General features: G+C 73.1%; 15 protein-coding genes and 1 tRNA gene. 3 read left to right on the forward strand and 13 right to left on the reverse strand.

All coding sequences use genetic code 11. From position 1 onward, the window contains the following. Positions 1 to 20 precede the first annotated feature (20 nt). Positions 21 to 1,940, reverse strand: coding sequence for a glycoside hydrolase family 15 protein (locus P0Y31_RS17700; RefSeq protein WP_275871829.1), 1,920 nt, complete (start codon positions 1,938 to 1,940; stop codon positions 21 to 23). Between the two features lie 133 nt (positions 1,941 to 2,073). Continuing rightward, complete coding sequence (locus P0Y31_RS17705) at positions 2,074 to 3,525, reverse strand: RNB domain-containing ribonuclease (protein ID WP_275871832.1); 1,452 nt, start codon at positions 3,523 to 3,525, stop codon at positions 2,074 to 2,076. Positions 3,526 to 3,643: 118 nt separating this feature from the next. Between P0Y31_RS17705 and P0Y31_RS17710 the strand changes: the two genes are divergently transcribed. Then, positions 3,644 to 4,390, forward strand: coding sequence for a peroxide stress protein YaaA (locus tag P0Y31_RS17710; protein ID WP_275871835.1), 747 nt, complete (start codon positions 3,644 to 3,646; stop codon positions 4,388 to 4,390). 79 nt (positions 4,391 to 4,469) lie between these two features. Here P0Y31_RS17710 and P0Y31_RS17715 read toward each other — a convergent pair whose 3' ends face one another. Both P0Y31_RS17715 and P0Y31_RS17720 read right to left on the reverse strand, forming a co-directional pair. Further along, positions 4,470 to 5,645, reverse strand: a complete 1,176-nt coding sequence (locus P0Y31_RS17715; protein WP_275871948.1) for an O-succinylhomoserine sulfhydrylase — start codon at positions 5,643 to 5,645, stop codon at positions 4,470 to 4,472. Further along, the gene (locus tag P0Y31_RS17720) at positions 5,642 to 6,061 is read right to left on the reverse strand and encodes a rhodanese-like domain-containing protein (protein ID WP_275871837.1); all 420 of its coding nucleotides are present in this window, start codon (positions 6,059 to 6,061) and stop codon (positions 5,642 to 5,644) included. The genes P0Y31_RS17715 and P0Y31_RS17720 overlap by 4 nt, the downstream gene beginning before the upstream one ends. A 119-nt stretch (positions 6,062 to 6,180) precedes the next feature. Here P0Y31_RS17720 and P0Y31_RS17725 point away from each other — a divergent pair, with 119 nt between their 5' ends. Continuing rightward, positions 6,181 to 7,284: a sulfite oxidase gene (locus P0Y31_RS17725; RefSeq protein WP_275871839.1), complete on the forward strand. Its 1,104-nt coding sequence runs from the start codon at positions 6,181 to 6,183 to the stop codon at positions 7,282 to 7,284. A 19-nt stretch (positions 7,285 to 7,303) separates the two neighbouring features. On the opposite strand, the gene P0Y31_RS17730 is transcribed toward P0Y31_RS17725, so the two are convergent. The 8 genes from P0Y31_RS17730 to P0Y31_RS17765 form a co-directional block, all read right to left on the reverse strand. Further along, positions 7,304 to 8,458 carry a bifunctional RNase H/acid phosphatase gene (locus tag P0Y31_RS17730; RefSeq protein WP_275871841.1) on the reverse strand — a complete coding sequence of 385 codons (1,155 nt, stop codon included), beginning with the start codon at positions 8,456 to 8,458 and terminating at the stop codon, positions 7,304 to 7,306. 5 nt (positions 8,459 to 8,463) lie between these two features. Beyond that, positions 8,464 to 9,246: a C4-type zinc ribbon domain-containing protein gene (locus tag P0Y31_RS17735; protein WP_345803650.1), complete on the reverse strand. Its 783-nt coding sequence runs from the start codon at positions 9,244 to 9,246 to the stop codon at positions 8,464 to 8,466. Then, positions 9,201 to 10,061, reverse strand: coding sequence for a Nif3-like dinuclear metal center hexameric protein (locus P0Y31_RS17740; protein ID WP_275871843.1), 861 nt, complete (start codon positions 10,059 to 10,061; stop codon positions 9,201 to 9,203). The genes P0Y31_RS17735 and P0Y31_RS17740 overlap by 46 nt, the downstream gene beginning before the upstream one ends. Position 10,062: 1 nt before the next feature. Further along, positions 10,063 to 10,135, reverse strand: a tRNA-Val gene (locus P0Y31_RS17745). Between the two features lie 59 nt (positions 10,136 to 10,194). Further along, a complete protein-coding gene (locus tag P0Y31_RS17750; protein ID WP_275871845.1) occupies positions 10,195 to 10,677 on the reverse strand; it encodes a peroxiredoxin in 483 nt (160 codons plus the stop codon). Between the two features lie 22 nt (positions 10,678 to 10,699). Then, positions 10,700 to 11,128, reverse strand: a complete 429-nt coding sequence (locus tag P0Y31_RS17755) for a DUF3052 domain-containing protein (protein WP_275808477.1) — start codon at positions 11,126 to 11,128, stop codon at positions 10,700 to 10,702. Positions 11,129 to 11,246: 118 nt separating this feature from the next. Further along, on the reverse strand, positions 11,247 to 12,662 hold the full coding sequence (locus P0Y31_RS17760) for a PH domain-containing protein (protein ID WP_275871847.1): 1,416 nt from the start codon (positions 12,660 to 12,662) through the stop codon (positions 11,247 to 11,249). Further along, entirely contained in the window at positions 12,659 to 13,180 is a 522-nt protein-coding gene (locus P0Y31_RS17765) for a PH domain-containing protein (RefSeq protein ID WP_275871849.1), read from the reverse strand. Before P0Y31_RS17765 ends, P0Y31_RS17760 begins: the two co-directional genes overlap by 4 nt. Before the next feature lie 46 nt (positions 13,181 to 13,226). On the opposite strand from P0Y31_RS17765, the gene fdhD reads away from it, so the two are divergent. After that, complete coding sequence (fdhD, locus tag P0Y31_RS17770; RefSeq protein ID WP_275871851.1) at positions 13,227 to 14,069, forward strand: formate dehydrogenase accessory sulfurtransferase FdhD; 843 nt, start codon at positions 13,227 to 13,229, stop codon at positions 14,067 to 14,069. A 20-nt stretch (positions 14,070 to 14,089) separates the two neighbouring features. Here fdhD and P0Y31_RS17775 read toward each other — a convergent pair whose 3' ends face one another. After that, positions 14,090 to 16,204 (reverse strand): acyltransferase family protein, encoded by a 2,115-nt coding sequence (locus P0Y31_RS17775; RefSeq protein ID WP_275871853.1) that lies wholly within the window; start codon positions 16,202 to 16,204, stop codon positions 14,090 to 14,092. Between the last annotated feature and the right edge of the window lie 60 nt (positions 16,205 to 16,264).

Below are 16,264 nucleotides of genomic sequence, written 5' to 3' on the forward strand. Positions count from 1 at the left end.
GACCGGCGTCACGCGTGCGGTCAGGCCGAGACGTGCGCCCCCTTGGCACTCTCCTGCGGGACCCAGCCCGGCACCTGGGCCGCGGGGTGCGGCACCGTCAGGGCCGGCATACCGCTGTCCAGCTGCCGGTCGAGGGTGATCGCGGCGTCGATCATCGCGAGGTGGGTGAACGCCTGCGGGAAGTTGCCGATCTGCTCACCCGTGAGCGCGATCTCCTCGCTGTAGAGGCCGACGTGGTTGGCGTACGTGAGCATCTTCTCGAAGATGACCCGCGCCTTGTCGAGCTGCCCTGCGCGGGCGAGCGAGTCGACGTACATGAAGGTGCACAGCGAGAAGGTGCCCTCGGAGCCCTGCAGGCCGTCGGGCGACGCGGCGGGGTCGTAGCGGTAGACGAGGCTGTCGGTGACGAGCTCGTCCTCCATCGCCGCCAGCGTCGAGGTCCACAGCGGATCGGTCGGGGTGATGAACCCGACGGCGGTCGCGCGCAGCAGCGACGAGTCGAGCACGTCGGTGCGGTAGTGCTGGCGGAAGGCCTGCCGCTTCGCGCTCCACCCCTGCTCCATGATCTGCGTGTAGATGGCGTCACGCTGGCTCCGCCACCGGTCCACCGGCGCGGGCCGGCCGTGGCTGGTCGCCAGCCGGATGCCGCGGTCGAGCGCCACCCAGCTCATCAGCCGCCCGTAGGTGAAGTTCTCCCGGCCACCACGGGTCTCCCAGATGCCCTCCTCGGGCTGGTCCCAGTTCTCGGCGAGCCAGTCGAGCAGGTGCGCCATGCGCAGCCAGCCGCCATGCCCGGCCTGGATGCCGCGCTGGTCGGCGAAGTAGAGGCTGTCGATGGCCTCGCCGTAGATGTCGAGCTGCAGCTGGTCGGCCGCGCCGTTGCCGATGCGCACGGGCGCCGAGCCGCGGTAGCCCTCCCAGTGGTCGAGCACCTCCTCGCTGAGGTCGGACGACCCGTCGACGCGGTACATGATCTGCAAGGGCCCCGTCGCCGTCCCGGCCTGCTCGTGCACCCGGTCGCGCAGCCACATGGCGAAGGCCGCCGCCTCGTCGCGGAACCCCAGCCCGAGGAGCGAGTACACCGAGAAGGAGGCGTCGCGAATCCAGGTGTAGCGGTAGTCCCAGTTCCGCTCCCCGCCGATCTGTTCGGGCAGCCCGGCGGTGGGTGCTGCGACGAGGCCGCCGCTGGGGGCGTAGGTCATGAGCTTGAGGGTGATGGCCGAGCGGTGCAGGGCCTCGCGCCACCGACCGGTGTAGGTCGACTGCGCCAGCCAGTGCCTCCAGAACGCCACCGTCTCGTCGAACAGGTGGCGGACCTCGGCGACGCGCATCTGCCGTGGCGGCCCTTCGCTGCCCGTCTCGACCACCAGGCCGCGCATCTGCCCGGCCAGCAGGGTGAGCTCGCCGTGCACGTCACCGTTGTCACCGGCCGAGATCTGCGCAAGCTGGCCGTCCTCGGGCTCGCGCACCAGGTGCACCGTCATGGCGGTGCGAGCGCCCTTGAACACGGCCCCCACCTCGGTCAACCGGGTCTCGTGCCGCTCACGCCCGTAGTCGAACCGGGGGGCCAGGTCGACCGCGAAGGTCATCTGCCCCCGCACGCAGCGCACCATCCTCACGATCCGGTGGCGGTTGGTGGCCACCGTGCTGCTCGACACCGGCATGAAGTCGACGACCTCCCCCACCCCTGCCTCGGTCATGTACCTCGTCACGAGGATCGCCGTGTCCGGGAAGTAGAGCTGCTTGCGGGTGAACGCCTCGGCGGTCGGCCGCACCCTGAAGTGGCCACCCCGACGGTGGTCCAGCAGCGCCCCGAAGATGCTGCCCGAGTCGAACCTGGGGGCGCAGAACCAGTCGATCGACCCGTCGGTCGTCACCAGTGCTGCCGTCTGCAGGTCACCGATGAGCCCGTGGTCGGCGATGAGCGGGTAGTCGGTCATGTCAGTCCTCCGGTCCGGTCGCGGTCTGTCCTGACCACTCTCGGAGCACCCCCGGGCGCCACACCTCACCCCCGGAGGACGAGGCGGGTGTGCCGCGTGGCCCGGCCACGCGGCATACCGGCCGCTTGTGCGGTTAGGCCTGGCCGGCCACCGCGAAGCGCACCGTGCTCGTCGCGATGTCGGCCGCGACCAGGCGGGCCTGCACCGTGCTGCCGAGCTCGGCGCGGCCGTCGGCCATGGCGACCACGGCGGGCTCGTGCAGCTGGACCAGGACCCCCGAGCTGTTGCGGTCGTCGACGACCACGGCGTCGAAGACCTCGCCCACCCGGTCGACGAGCACCGCCGCCTCGACCGCGTCGGCACAGGCACGCTCGACCGCCCCGGCCACCCGGTCGGAGGCCTGCATGGCCTCGGGCAGCCTCGGCAACGCCTCGCGGGCCCACGCGGGCACCTCGGCGCCGCGGCACAGTGCCTCGCACACCACCAGGCCGAACCGGTCGACCAGTCGGCGCAGGGGCGCCGTGACGTGCGCGTAGGGCGCGGCGACGGCGGCGTGCTCGGGTGCCGGTGGGGCCTCACCGTCGAACGGGGTGTAGCCCGCGCCGCGGAACAGGGCGGTGGCCTCGTGGACCAGCGCGAGGTGCAGCGGGTTGGTGCGGTCCAGCGACCGGAGGAACTCCCCGTAGGGCTGCTCCTCGTGCCACTGCACGCCGAGGGCTCGGGCCTCACGGCGGAAGCGCGCCATGGCGCCGGGTTCGGGCGTCGGCATGGTCCGCAGGATGCCGACACCACCCTTGAGCATGATCTCGGCGGCGGCCATGCCGGCCATCAGCGACAGCTGCGCGTTCCAGTCCTCGGCCGCCACCAGGGGACGGAAGTGCAGGCGGTAGTGGTCCTCGCCGTCCTCGGACACCTCCTGCTCGGGCATCGGAAGGCTGGCGCCACCGCGCTTGCGCTCCAACGCGATCCGCTTCTCCCCCACCTCCTTGAGCAGCACCAGGACCTCGTCGGCCGCGCCAGCGTCGACGGCCTCCTGCACCCCGTCGTAGTCGTGCCGCTCCCGGCTGCGGACGAGGGCCCGATAGACCTCGGCGGACGTGGCCTCCCCGTCCGGGGCGACCCGCAGGTCCCAGACGTAGGCCGGACGCACCTGGGCGGGCAGCAGGCTGGCGGCGCCCTCGCTGAGCTCCGGTGGGTGCAGGGGGGTCCGCCGGTCGGGGGCGTAGATCGTCTGGCCGCGCCGGCGCGCCTCGTCGTCGAGGGCGCCTCCGGGCGCGACGAACGCCGGCACGTCGGCGATCGCGTAGCGCACCCGGTAGCCCTCGCCGTCACGCGCGAGGTGTAGGGCCTGGTCGAGGTCCATCGACCCCGGCGGGTCGATGGTGACGAAGGGCACGGAGGTCTCGTCGCGGTCGGGCAGCGCTGCGGATGCGGCCACCGCGCGGGCCTCGGCGAGCACCCCGGCTGGGAACGCCTCGGGCACGCCCTGCTCGGCGCGGATGGCGTCGAAGCGGGCGCGGAGCTGCTCGGACTGGGCGACGCTGGTCGCCGACCCGGGTGGGGCGAGCTTGATGGGGCGAGGCATGCCAGCAACCTACCGAGCGTCACGCCGACCGGCCCGTCACGCTTGCCGGGCCCCGGGTCCCGGCACGGGCCGAGGGCAGTGCCAGCACCCCCCAGACGGCCCGCCTAGGCTGGTGCGCGTGCTGATCCTGCTGCCACCCTCGGAGTCCAAGACCGGTCGCAAGCGGGGCCGCCCCCTCGACCTCGGGTCGCTCTCCTTCCCCGAGCTCAGCGACACCCGCCGCGAGGTGATGTCCGCCCTGGCGAAGGTCTCGGCGCACCCCGACACACCGGCGCTGCTGGGCGTCTCCCCCGCCCTGACGGCCGAGGTCGCGCGCAACCTCGTCCTCGACACCGCGCCTGCCCTGCCCGCCGCGAAGGTCTACACCGGGGTGCTCTACGACGCCCTCGACCTCGCCTCGCTCGACACCGCCGCCAAGCGCCGCGCCAACCGCTGGCTCGTCACCGTCTCTGCGCTGTTCGGCGCGGTACGACCCAGCGACTCGATCGTTCCCTACCGCCTGTCCATGGCCGTCAACCTGCCCGGCGTGGGGCCTCTGGCGAGCACGTGGAAGCCGGAGCTGGCGCAGGTGCTGCCCCAGGCCGCCGGCCGGGGCGTCATCGTCGACTGCCGGTCGAGCACGTATGCCGCGGCGTGGGCTCCCAGCAGTGACCTCGCCGACCGCTGGGTGCAGGTCCGGGTGCCGGGAGCCACCCACATGGCCAAGCACACCCGCGGGCTGGTGGCCCGCCACCTCTGCCAGGTGGGCGCCGACCCACGCACCGTGCCGGCCCTGGCGACCACGCTGGAGCAGGCCTTCGACGTGCGGGTCACCGAGCCACGGCGCCCCGGCCAGCCGTGGGTGCTCGACGCCACCGCCCGCTGACGACGGCCTCCCCGCCCCGTTCGGGGTATTCGCGCGCGTCATCATGCACGGCAATACCCCGAACGAGCAGGAGCGAGCCTCAGCCCAGGGCTGCGGTGACGTCCTCGACCAGGTCGGCCGGGTCCTCGAGTCCGATGGAGATGCGGATGGTGCCGTCGGTGATTCCCACGGCCGCCCGCGCCTCCGGGCTCAGCCGGCGGTGCGTCGTGGTCGCCGGGTGGGTGACCATCGACTTGGCGTCGCCGAGGTTGTTGCTGATGTCGACGATGCGCAGGGCGTTCATCACCGCGAAGGCCTCGTCCTTGCCACCGTCGATCTCGAAGGTGACGACGGTGCCGCCACCGGACATCTGTGCCCTGGCCAGCTCGTGCTGCGGGTGCGACTCCAGCCACGGGTAGACCACGCGGCGCACGCGCGGGTGCGCCTCCAGCGCGCGGGCGAGCGTGAGCGCGGACTCGGCCTGGCGGTGCACGCGCAGCGACATCGTCTCGAGCCCCTTGACGAGCACCCAGGCGTTGAAGGGCGACATCGCCGGCCCGGTGTGCCGCATGAGGTTCTTCACCGGCCCGTCGATGAACTCCGCACGACCGAGGACGGCTCCCCCGAGCGCGCGGCCCTGCCCGTCGATGTGCTTGGTGGCGGAGTAGACGACCACGTCGGCGCCGTGCTCCAGGGGCCGCGAGAAGACCGGGGTGCCGAAGACGTTGTCGACGACCACCTGGGCGCCGGCGGCGTGCGCGAGGTCGGCGACCGCCCGCATGTCCACGAGCTCCTGCATGGGGTTGCTCGGCGTCTCGAAGAAGACCGCGGTCGTCGGCTCCGAGAGCGCGTCCTTCCACTGGTCGAGGTCGGGGCCGTCGACGAACACCGTCTCCACGCCCCACCGCGGCAGGATCTCGTCGAGGATCACGAAGCACGAGCCGAACAGCCCGCGTGAGGCGACCACCCGGTCACCCTGGCCGAGCAGCGCCGACAGCGCCACGAAGACCGCGGACATGCCGGAGGCGGTGGCGAAGCACGCCTCGGCGCCCTCGAGCAGCCGCAGCCGCTCCTCGAACATGGCGACCGTGGGGTTGCCGTAGCGCGAGTAGATGAACTTGTCGATCTCGTCCTTGAACGCCGCCTCGGCCTGCTCGGCGCTGTCGTAGACGAACCCGGAGGTCAGGAAGATGGCCTCGGCCGTCTCGTCGAAGCCGCTGCGCATCAGCCCGCCCCGCACCGCCAGGGTGTCGGGGCGCAGGCCCTCCCCGCTCATCCCTGCCGCCACGGGAGCCCCTCGTTCTTCCAGCCGGCGACCGCACGGTGGCCGTGCTCGTCGTGCGGCCCCTCGAAACCGTGGAGGACGTTGTATGCCGGTCCGAGGCCGGCCGCGGTCGCGGCCTTCGCGGCGGCCACCGACCGCACCCCTGAGCGGCACAGGAAGTACAGCGGCGCCCCGTCGGGCAGCCCGGCCGAGCGCAGCTCGTCGACGAAGCCGTGGTTCACCGAGCCGTCCGGGTAGCGCTGCCACTCCACGCAGAGGACCTTCCGGCCCAGCACGCTGAGGTCCGGCAGCCCGACGTAGCTCCACTCGGCGGTGGTCCGCACGTCGACGAGGACCGCGTCCCCGTCATTGCCGAGCACGGCATACGCCTCCTGCGGTGTCACGTCACCGGCGTAGCTCTCGTTCATGCGCCCAGCGTAGGTGAGTGGCCACATGCCGAGACCGTCGGCCCACGTCGTGGACGCCCTTCAGCCCTCTCCCCGGCCCTCGCCTCCCGGCGTACGCTCTAGGGGCGGAGGTGGTCACCATGGCAGTCACTCCCAGCCGCCTCGAACCGGGGCGCGTCGCCGGGCCGGGCGAGGGCATCAGCCTCGAGGAGCTGCTGCTCGCCAGCCGGAACCACGCGATGCCGCAGGAGGCCCTGCGGGACGACCTCACGCCACCGGGCCTGCACTACGTCCTCACCCACTACGACATCCCCGCGGTGGACCCGGCGACCTGGCGGCTGCGCCTCGACGGCTGCGTCGAACGGCCCCTCGAGCTCGACCTCGAGTCGCTGCGCTCGATGCCCGCACACACCGTGCGGGTGACGCTCGAGTGCGCGGGCAACGGCCGGGCCGCCCTGGCCCCACGGCCGGTCAGCCAGCCGTGGCTCTCAGGCGCGGTGGGGACGGCCGAGTGGACCGGGGTGCCGCTGAAGGACCTGCTGCGCGACGCGGCGCCGACGGGTGGCGCCGTCGACGTCGCCTTCACGGGGGCCGACCACGGCTTCGAGCGCGGGGTCGAGCAGGACTACGAGCGAGGCCTGTCCCTGACCGACGCGCTCGCCGACGACGTGCTGGTGGCCTACGAGATGAACGGCGCTCCCCTGCCGCCCCAGCACGGCTTCCCGGTGCGGCTCGTGGTGCCCGGTTGGTACGGCATGGCCCACGTGAAGTGGCTCGTCCACATCCGGGTCCTCGACGAGCCCTACGACGGCTACCAGAACGCGGTCGGCTACCGGCTGCGGCAGGAGCCCGACGAGCCCGGCGACCCGGTCACCCGCATCGAGCCCCGCGCCCTGCTGGTGCCGCCCGGTGACCCCGACTTCCTCACGCGCGAGCGCATCCTCCGGCCGGGGCCGGTCACCCTCACCGGCAGGGCGTGGTCGGGCTGGGGCCCGGTGGTGGCTGTGTCGGTCAGCACCGACGACGGGGACACCTGGGCCGAGGCCGAGGTCGAGGCCGGCGACCACCGCTGGGCCTGGCGCCGGTTCTCGCTCCCGTGGACCGCGACCCGCGGCACCCACGTGCTGCGCGCCCGCGCCCGCGACAACACCGGGCGCGAGCAGCCGCTGGCACCCCGCTGGAACCTCGGCGGGTTCACCAACAACGCCGACCAGCCGGTGGTCGTCCACGTCCTCGACGCCTGAGGCACACGTCGAGGCCGCGTCAGGTGCGGTTGGTGAAGGCCACCGACGCGTTGCCGTCGGCCCAGACCTCCACCGCGGTGAGCGACCCCGGGGCCGCGGCCAGCCGCCAGATCGTCTCGTGCGGCATCTTCAGCAGGTGTGCCAGCACGGTCATGATCGGCTTGCGGTGGCAGACCACCACCGTGATGCCGCCGGCGGCGACGCAGCGCTCGAAGGCGGCCAGCACCCGCTTGGCCATCTGCTCGTGCGTCTCTCCCCCGGGCCGGGCGTAGCCGGGGTCGTTGCGCAGCGCCTGCAGGGCCTGCGGGTCCTCCCGCACGAGGTCGGCGACGCTGGCTCCGTCCCAGTCGCCGAAGTTCTGCTCGTCCCAGTCGGGGTCGACCTCGGGCTCGAGACCGGTGGCCTCGGCCACGGCCGCCCCCGTCTCGACGGCCCGGGTCAGCGACGAGGTCACCAGCCGGGCCGGGGCGCCACCGAGCAGATGGGCGGCGGCCCGGCCGGCCGCCGCGGCCTGCGACCGGCCGGAGGCGTTCAGCGAGGGGTCGGCGCCGCCGCGGCCGTCGAGCCGGCCCTCGGCGGTGAAGTCCGTGACGCCGTGCCGCACGAGGAGGATCCGGGTCGGGGTGCCGAGGTCGGGGCCCACCCCGACCGGGGCCGCGGTGCCCGAGGGCGCCGGGTCGACCACCTCGTCGACGGCCTCTGCGACGCTGGTGTCGGGCGTGCCCTCCTCGATCGCGACCAGGCGGCTGAGCGTCACGCCGTCCATGCCGCGGTTGGACAGGGCGTCGGCGAGCTTGTTCTTCTCGCGGGGGATCCACTCGAAGGTCACGGACCCGCCCGCGCGGCTGATCTCGGCCACCACGTCACGGGCCACCAGCGCCAGGCGCCTCATGTCCTCGTGCTTGATCTTCCAGCGGCCCGACATCTGCTCGACGACCAGCTTGGAGTCCATCCGCACCCGGATGTCCGCCGCCGGGTCGATGCCCTGCGCGGCCCGCAGGCCCTCGATGAGGCCGGTGTACTCGGCGACGTTGTTGGAGGCCTGGCCCAGCGGTGCGCAGCCCTCGTGCAGCAGGTCGCGACTCGTGCCGTCGAGCACCACCGCGCCCCAGCCGGCCACTCCCGGGTTGCCCCGCGAGCCCCCGTCCGCCTCGACGACGAGTGCGCGGCCCACGCCCGTCAGAGGCCCGACTCGGCGGTGCGCACGAGGATGCGGCGGCACTCCTCGCAGCGCAGCACCTCGTCGGCCGCGGCCGCCTTGATGCGGCTGATGTCCACGGAGTTCAGCTCGAGCTGGCAACCGCCGCAGCGCCGGTGGCTCAGGGCAGCCGCGCCCAGGCCGCCACTGGCAGCCCGCACCTTCTCGTAGAGCGCGACGAGGTCCTCACCCACGCCGGCCACGACGTCCGCCCGGGGAGCTGCCACGCGCACCGCCTCGGCATCGAGGTCGGCCACGGCGGAGTCGTGGGCGGCCTGGGCCTCCTCGAGCTTGCCCGCCAGCTCGGCGTGCTTGCCCTCCAGCCGCGCCAGCTCGGTCTCGACCGCCTCGGCCCGCTCCATGATCTCGATCTCGACGTCCTCGAGCTCGGCCTGCCGCCGGGCGAGGGACTGCATCTCGTGCTGGAGTGCCTGGAGGTCCTTGGCGGTCCCGGTGCCCGAGTCGAGCCGAGCCTGGTCGCGGGCCGCCCGGTCGCGCACGAGCTGCACGTCGGCCTCCGCCTTCGCCACCTCGCGCTGCACGTCGCTGAGCTCGGTGCGGACCCGCACGAGCTCGGTGTCGAGGAGCTCGGCCTGCGTGTGCAGGTCCTTCAGGGTCGCGATCTGCGGGAGCGTCTTCTTCGCGTGGGCGATCTGGTCCAGGCGGGTGTCGATGGCCTGCAGGTCGAGCAGTCGCCACTGGCGGGACGGGTCGGCTTTCAGGACGTACCTCCGGGAGCCTCGGCCCCGACCACGAAGTCCCACGGGTCGGTGCGCAATCTGGAAATGTGGGTCTCCACCGTAGTGCCCGCGTCCCCGAGCTCGGCAAGTGCCGCCCGCAGCCGCTCCTCGACACTGGTGAGCCACACCGACTCGGTCGCCCAGTGGCCGGCGTCGACGAGGTAGGGCGGCCCGCCACGGGACTCCTCCCGCGCCTCGAGCACCGGGTGGTGGCGCAGGTCGGCGGTGACGTACACGTCGGCGCCGCTGGTGCGGACGTGCTCGAACATGTCGTCGCCGGCACCACCCACGACCGCCACCCGTCGCACGGTCGCGTCGGGGGGCCCGGCCACCCGGATGCCGCCCGCAGCCCGGGGCAGCGCGGCACACAGGAAAGTGGCGAAGTCGGCGAGCGACGTCGGGCCCGGGAGCATGCCCACCCGGCCGAGGGGCTGGCCCTCGACGACGGCCAGGGGCTCGAGGGCGGTGAGCCCGCACGCCGCGGCGAGCGCGTCGCAGACTCCGGGCGAGGCGATGTCTGCGTTGGTGTGCGCGACGTAGAGCGCCACTCCCCCGCTGACCAGGCTCGTGACGCTGGCGCCCTTGGCGGTGGTGGTCGCGACGCTGTGCACGCCCCGCAGGAGCAGCGGGTGGTGGGTGACCAGCAGGTCGGCACCGCACTCCCGGGCCTCCTCGATCACGGCCAGGGTGGGGTCGACCGCGAAGTGGATGCGGCGCACGGGCTGGGCGGGGTCGCCGGCCGCCAGGCCCACCTGGTCCCACGACTGCGCGGTCGAGGGCGGGTAGAGGCCCTCCAGGGCGCCGACGACGTCGGCCAGGGTCGGCTGCTGGTGCTGCACGTGGGCCCGGCCGGGCTCGAACCGACGACACCCGCGGTGTAAACGCGGTGCTCTACCAACTGAGCTACAGGCCCCGGGCGGGCAGGCACGGGCCGGCCCGCCGGGTGTGGTGGGTCATTCTGTCAGCACGGCCTCACGCCAGCTGCTTGAGGGCCTCGTGGTAGCCGGAGAAGTCGCGCGCCTCGCCGATCGGGTTCACCAGGCTCCAGCGGACGGTGCCGTCGCGGTCGATGAGGAAGGTCCCGCGCAGCGCTGCGCCGGCCCTGTCGTTGAAGACGCCGTAGGCCTGGGCGACCTCGCCGTGCGGCCAGAAGTCGGACAGCAGCGGGAAGAAGTAGGCCTCCTTGTCGGCCCAGGCGCGCTGGCTGAACATGTGGTCGCACGAGATGGCGAGCACCTGCACGTCGTCGGAGACGAACGACCCGAGGTCGTCGCGGATCTCGCACAGCTCACCGGTGCAGATGCCCGAGAAGGCGAAGGGGTAGAAGACGAGCACGACGTTCTTCTGGCCCCGGAACTCCGACAGAGAGATGTCCTGGCCGTTCTGGTCCTTCAGGGTGAAGTCGGGGGCGGTGGCGCCCACGGCGAGCGCCGTCGGGTGGGTCGTCTGCGTCATGCCGGCCAGTGTGCCAGCCAGTTCAGCGCCGCGCCGACTTGGGTGCGACCAGCTTGGTGGCGGTCCAGTCCTCGCAGGCGTTCACCGTGCCCGACGTGTGCAGGCCCGCCGTCGTGGCCGCCTCCTCGATGTCGCTGGCGTCGACGTGGCCCGAACGACCCGCCTTGGGGCTGAGCACGACGATGAAGCCGTGGTCGGCGAGGTTGGTGAGGGCGTCCACGACCATGTCGACGAGGTCGCCGTCGTCGTCACGCCACCAGATCATGGCGGCATCCGCGACGTCCCCGTAGTCCTCGTCCTCGAGCTCGTTCGTCGTGAGGTCCTCGATGGCGAAGCGCAGGTCGTCATCGACATCGGAGTCGTAGCCGAACTCCTGGATGACCTGCCCCACGGTGAAACCCAGCTTGCCCGCCGCACTCCCCGGCGCCGCCGCTTGCGCGGAGGTACTCACACCCTTCTCCGTCCTCGCTTCTCGACCTGTGCCGCACAGTCCACCCGGTTCGAGGCCCTTCGCGCAACCGATTGCCGAGATTCCCACCCGTTTGGCCATCCCTTGGGCAGCGCCGGCCTCACTGCACCCGCTCCCGCGCCCGGCTCGAGCGGCCGACCTGCGCGTTCAGCAGCCGGGTGGCCTCGCCGGCGTCGAGGTGTCGCGCACGTGGCCGCGCTGGCCCGGGGGTGGTCAGCACCTCCACCGTCGCCAGCCCCAGCCGCCTCTGCAGCGGCCCCTGCCGCAGCCGCAGCGACTGCACCCGGGCGTGGGGCACGACCTCCACGAAGCGGCGCACCCGTCCGCCGCACACGAGCAGCGCGTCCGGTGTCACGGCATACCCATGGCGCCGGCGGACCAGCGGGCTGAGCCACACCGCCCGTGGCGGCGCCACCGTGTATGCCGTGCTGCCGGGTGGGAGACCACCTTCCCCTTCCGGCGCTGCCACGCCCGCGCCGGTCATGCCGGCCAGCGCGGCGCGCACGTCGTGGTCGGGCCGCAGCACCCGCAGGGTCGTCAGGGCCTCCTGCACAGTCCCCACCGGCAGCAGCACGGTGGCTCCGTCGTCACTGCCCTCGCCGACGCCGGCGACGTTGACCTCGATGCGCCACCAGCCCGGTGCCCGCCAGAGCACGGGCTGACGGAGGGCAACCGCCTGGACACGGTGCACCGGCACGCTGCTCGCCTTCAGCTCGGTCAGCCCGTGGCTGACGTGGATGCCGTCGTGGTCGCGCTGCAGGCGGAACTCCCACTCGCGGACCAGCTCCTGGACCGTGTTGCCGCCGAAGGCCAGCAGGGCGGGGCCGACGACCGCGACGACTCCGCCGCGCCCGGTGGCCAGCGCCCACAGCAGGGTGGGCACGCCCACGAGCACCGCGAGGGTGCGACCTCGGAACAGGGTCGCCTGCAGCAGCCGCCGGCCCGGCACGCGCACCAGCGTCAGGCTGCCCCGGTCCGCGGACCGGTCGTCGGGGAGGGATGCCGTCTCCTCCGGGGCGCGCTCGTCACCGCGGCCGGCCAGGGCCATGAGCCGGCGGCGCACCTCGTGGGCGTCCGCGTCCGGCAGGTAGGCGAGGCGGGCGTCCGATCCCGCCCCGGCCGACTGCACGCGCACCTCGGACAGCCCGGCGAGCCGGGCGAGGAGGGGGCGGCGCAGGTCCACGGCCTGGATCCGGTCGTAGCGGACCTGCCGGTGCTGGCGCAGCACGAGCCCCGTGCGGACCTCGAGCGTGCTCGCGCCGATCCGGAACCGGGAGACCCGCCACGACAGCCACGAGGTGAGCACCAGGACCAGCAGGCCGGCCGCGGCCAGCACCCCGAGCAGGGTCAGCGGCGGCCCCTCTTGGAGCTCCGATGCGGACATCCAGGAGTCGAGCTGGTTGCTGACCAGCCACGCGCCGGCGGCGACGAGGGCAAGCCCCCCGCGCAGCAGCGGCGAGAGCGGGTGCAGGCGACGCCAGCCGTCGGTCGGCGGGGCGGGGTCGGGTCGGGTCACAGACCGGCCCGTTGCGACTCGCCGCGCTCGGTCAGCCGCGCCCGGAGGGCCTCGGCCTCCTCGACCGGCAGCCCGGGGATGCTGCCGCCGCTGCGGGGCGACGCGGTGTGGATCTGCACGCTGGCCAGGCCGAAGTGCCGGGCCAGCGGGCCCGACTGCACGTCGGCAAGCTGCAGCCTGCCGTAGGGGACGCTGACCAGGCTGCGCCAGAGGCGTCCACGGCGGATGACGAGCTCCTCGGCCTGCTCGGCCCAGCTGATCGCCGCGACCTGACGGCGCACCAGCCACAGCAGCCACAGCCAGGCCGCGACGGCGCCCCCTGCCACGACGAGCAGCGGCGACCACGCCGACACCGCCCACAGGGCGACGGCGGCGACGAGCACGACGCCGCATACCGCCGAGGCCAGGACCGACCTCGCCGTCGCCAGCTTCGGCGAGACCCCACGCCACGTCGGCCCCTCGTCACCGTAGAGCGCCACCGGCTCCCAGCCCTGCTCCCTCCCCTGCTCCCTGTCCACGGCTCCACTATCGGCCATGGCTCCCCCACGGCATACAGTGCGTGTCGTGGGACGGGTCACGAGGCGTGTGCCGAGCACCCGGGTCGTGGTCGACGAGCCCGGAGGCCCGGCCGTGTCGAGCCGCCCGGACACCCTCGCGGTCGAGGAACCGCTCGAGATCCGGGTCGAAGGCACGTCCGTGTACGTCACGATGCGCACCCCGGGCGACGACTTCGACCTCGCCATCGGCTACCTGCTGACCGAGGGCATCGTGCCCGGCGCCGATGCGGTGCACCACGCCATGCACTGCCTCGACGAGGACGAGACCGGCTCCCCCACCTTCAACGTCGTCGACATCACCCTCGCGCCCGGCACGGTGGTCGACACCTCGCGCACCGAGCGCTCGGGCAGCTACACCAGCAGCGCGTGCGGGGTGTGCGGCAAGACCAGCATCGACGCGATCACCACCAAGAGCCGGTATGCCGTGGCGCACGACCCGGTGCGCCTGTCACCGGAGGTGGTGGCTGGCCTGCCCGACGCGCTCCGGACGCAGCAGAAGGTCTTCGACCGCACCGGCGGCCTGCACGCTGCGGGCATCTTCACCGCGGCGGGCGAACTGCTGGCCGTGCGCGAGGACGTGGGGCGCCACAACGCCGTGGACAAGGTGGTCGGCTGGGCCGGCCGCGAGGGCCTGCTCCCGCTGACGGGCCACGTGCTCGTCGTCAGTGGACGGGCGAGCTTCGAGCTGACGCAGAAGGCGGTCATGGCCGGCATCCCCGCCCTCGCCTCGGTGTCCGCTCCGTCGTCGCTGGCCGTCGACCTGGCCCAGGAGGCGGGCATGACGCTGGTCGGGTTCGTCCGGCCGCCCCGCCTGACGGTCTACGCCGGCGGCCACCGCCTCGGACTCTGACCCAGACGGGCGCCCGCTCCCTAGAGGGACGCCTCGATCCGCTGGGCGAGTGCCCGGCCCGCCGACGCGCTGAACCCCTCGGTGAGGTGGTGCGTGTCGCGGTAGATGATGCGGCCCTCGGGGCTGACCACCTGGCAGCGCTCGGCGGGGCAGATGACGTCCGTCATGTCGACGAAGCCGATGCCCTTGCTGCCGGCCGCCGCCTTGCGCTCAGCCTCGTAGAGCACCTCGTCCTGGTGCGCGTTCGTGGCACGCTCGAACGAGCACCGCTCGACGTCCTTGGGGTGCTTCGAGAGGCAGGACGGCACGTCCTGCCCGGGCCAGGGCACGTCGCGCAGCACGACGATGCGCGGGGCGATCTTCCCCAGCTCGGCGAAGGAGCGCTCGGCGCCCTCCTGCCACACCGGCCCGACCGTCTTCTCGGTGGTGAGGGACCCGTCGGGCAGCACCACCCGGGTGTCGTAGTTCTTGTAGCGGCCCACGACGACGGCGTCGAGGTCGGGGATGGAGGCGAGGCGCTCGAGGACCTTCTCGCGCCACTCGGTGCAGGACTCGTACTCGGTCTTCTCCTGGTCGAGCCACACCGGCACGTCGTTGATGCTGCAGGACGCCTTGCCGAAGAAGTAGACGGTCCAGCCCTTGGCCTTGGCCGCGCTGGTCATCGCCGCGCGCCAGTTGGTCGCGTGCGAGTCGCCCACCAGGGCGATGGTGCGCTTGCCACCGTCGGCAGGACCGACCCGGCACTTCGCCGCCGCGGGGACCTGGGCCCCACCATGGCCGTTGTAGCAGCCGTCCACCGGCGGGGAGTCCTTGCGGGCCTCCTCCGGCCGGGTCGGCGACACCTTCCCGGCGGGGGCCGTGCTCGAGGTGCCCGGCGTGGCCACGACGGTCTCCTCGGAGACCGTGGAGCCCACGGCGAGGCCACAGCTCGTGACCAGCGCCACGCCCACGAGCGCGCCCCCGGCACGCAGCGAGCGCCCCCTCGAGACCTTGAGGAAGCCCGCGCTGCGCATGGGCTGCTCGACCAGGTAGTGGCTGATGACGGCCAGCGCGAAGGACAACGCGACCGCAGCGAGGACGAGCGGCCAGGGCGCCGCGCCGGTGCCCGTCGCGCTGGGTGTGCCGAAGCGCGCGTTGACCAGCACGAGCACCGGCCAGTGCCAGAGGTACCACGCGTAGGAGACCCGCCCGATGTAGCGCAGGACGGGGTGTGACAGGGCCCGGGCGACGCCCTGGTCGGGCAGCCGGGCTCCCGCGCCGACCAGCAGGGCGGCGCCCAGCACAGGCACCAGGGCTGCCGTGCCCGGGAACGGCGTCGCCTCGTCCATGACCAGGGCCGAGCCCACGATCATGACGACGCCGGTCACGGCCGCGGCGTGGGCGGCCAGGCGCGGGAGGCGCGGCAGCACGGGCCGGGCGAGGGCGAGGGCCGCCCCGATCCCGAGCTCCCAGGCGCGGGTGTGCAGCCCGAAGTAGGCGAAGGCGCTGCCGGACGCGGTCTGCTGCCAGGAGGCGACGAGCGAGACCGCGATGAGGACCGTGAGCGCCAGGGTGATCCGCCGGACCGCCACACCCCAGGCCCGCTTGGCGAGCCCGGACCGGCCCACCAGCAAGATCAGGAGCAGCGGCCAGACGATGTAGAACTGCTCCTCGACGCTGAGCGACCAGTAGTGGAGCACCGGGCTCTTGTCGGTGTCTGCCATGTACTGGGTCGACTCGGCTGCGAAGCGCCAGTTGGCACCCCACAGGGCGGCGCCGGCGAGGTCGACCGCGATGCCCTTGCGGTCGATGGGCGGCACCAGGAGGTAGGACGCCAGCGCGGTGGCCGCCAGCACCAGCGTCGAGAGCGGGAGGAGCCGGCGCACGCGACGGGCGTAGAAGTCGGCCAGCGAGATGGTGCCGGTGCGCGCGATCTCGTCCACGAGCAGCCCGGTGATGAGGAAGCCGGAGAGCACGAAGAAGACGTCGACGCCGACGAAGCCCCCGCTGACCGCGCCCACACCGGCATGGAAGACGACGACCAGGAGCACGGCGATGGCCCGCATCCCCTCGATGTCACCGCGGAAGCGGTTGCGCAGCTGGCGCCTCGTCTGGGGTGGCGCCGGCTCTGGTCTGGTCGTGGTCGCAGGGCACATACGGGCGACGAGTATTCCGAACTCGGCTCCCGGCTGGCCAATCGAGACGGCCCCACCGGG

Source organism: Knoellia sp. 3-2P3 (assembly GCF_029223115.1).
Taxonomy (GTDB): domain Bacteria; phylum Actinomycetota; class Actinomycetes; order Actinomycetales; family Dermatophilaceae; genus Pedococcus_A.

Coding starts and splice junctions, on each gene's coding strand:
- P0Y31_RS17700 (WP_275871829.1), bottom strand. CDS start 1,940: ATGACCGACTACCCGCTCATCGCCGACCACGGGCTCATCGGTGACCTG.
- P0Y31_RS17705 (WP_275871832.1), bottom strand. CDS start 3,525: ATGCCTCGCCCCATCAAGCTCGCCCCACCCGGGTCGGCGACCAGCGTC.
- P0Y31_RS17715 (WP_275871948.1), bottom strand. CDS start 5,645: ATGAGCGGGGAGGGCCTGCGCCCCGACACCCTGGCGGTGCGGGGCGGG.
- P0Y31_RS17720 (WP_275871837.1), bottom strand. CDS start 6,061: ATGAACGAGAGCTACGCCGGTGACGTGACACCGCAGGAGGCGTATGCC.
- P0Y31_RS17725 (WP_275871839.1), top strand. CDS start 6,181: ATGGCAGTCACTCCCAGCCGCCTCGAACCGGGGCGCGTCGCCGGGCCG.
- P0Y31_RS17750 (WP_275871845.1), bottom strand. CDS start 10,677: ATGACGCAGACGACCCACCCGACGGCGCTCGCCGTGGGCGCCACCGCC.
- P0Y31_RS17775 (WP_275871853.1), bottom strand. CDS start 16,204: ATGTGCCCTGCGACCACGACCAGACCAGAGCCGGCGCCACCCCAGACG.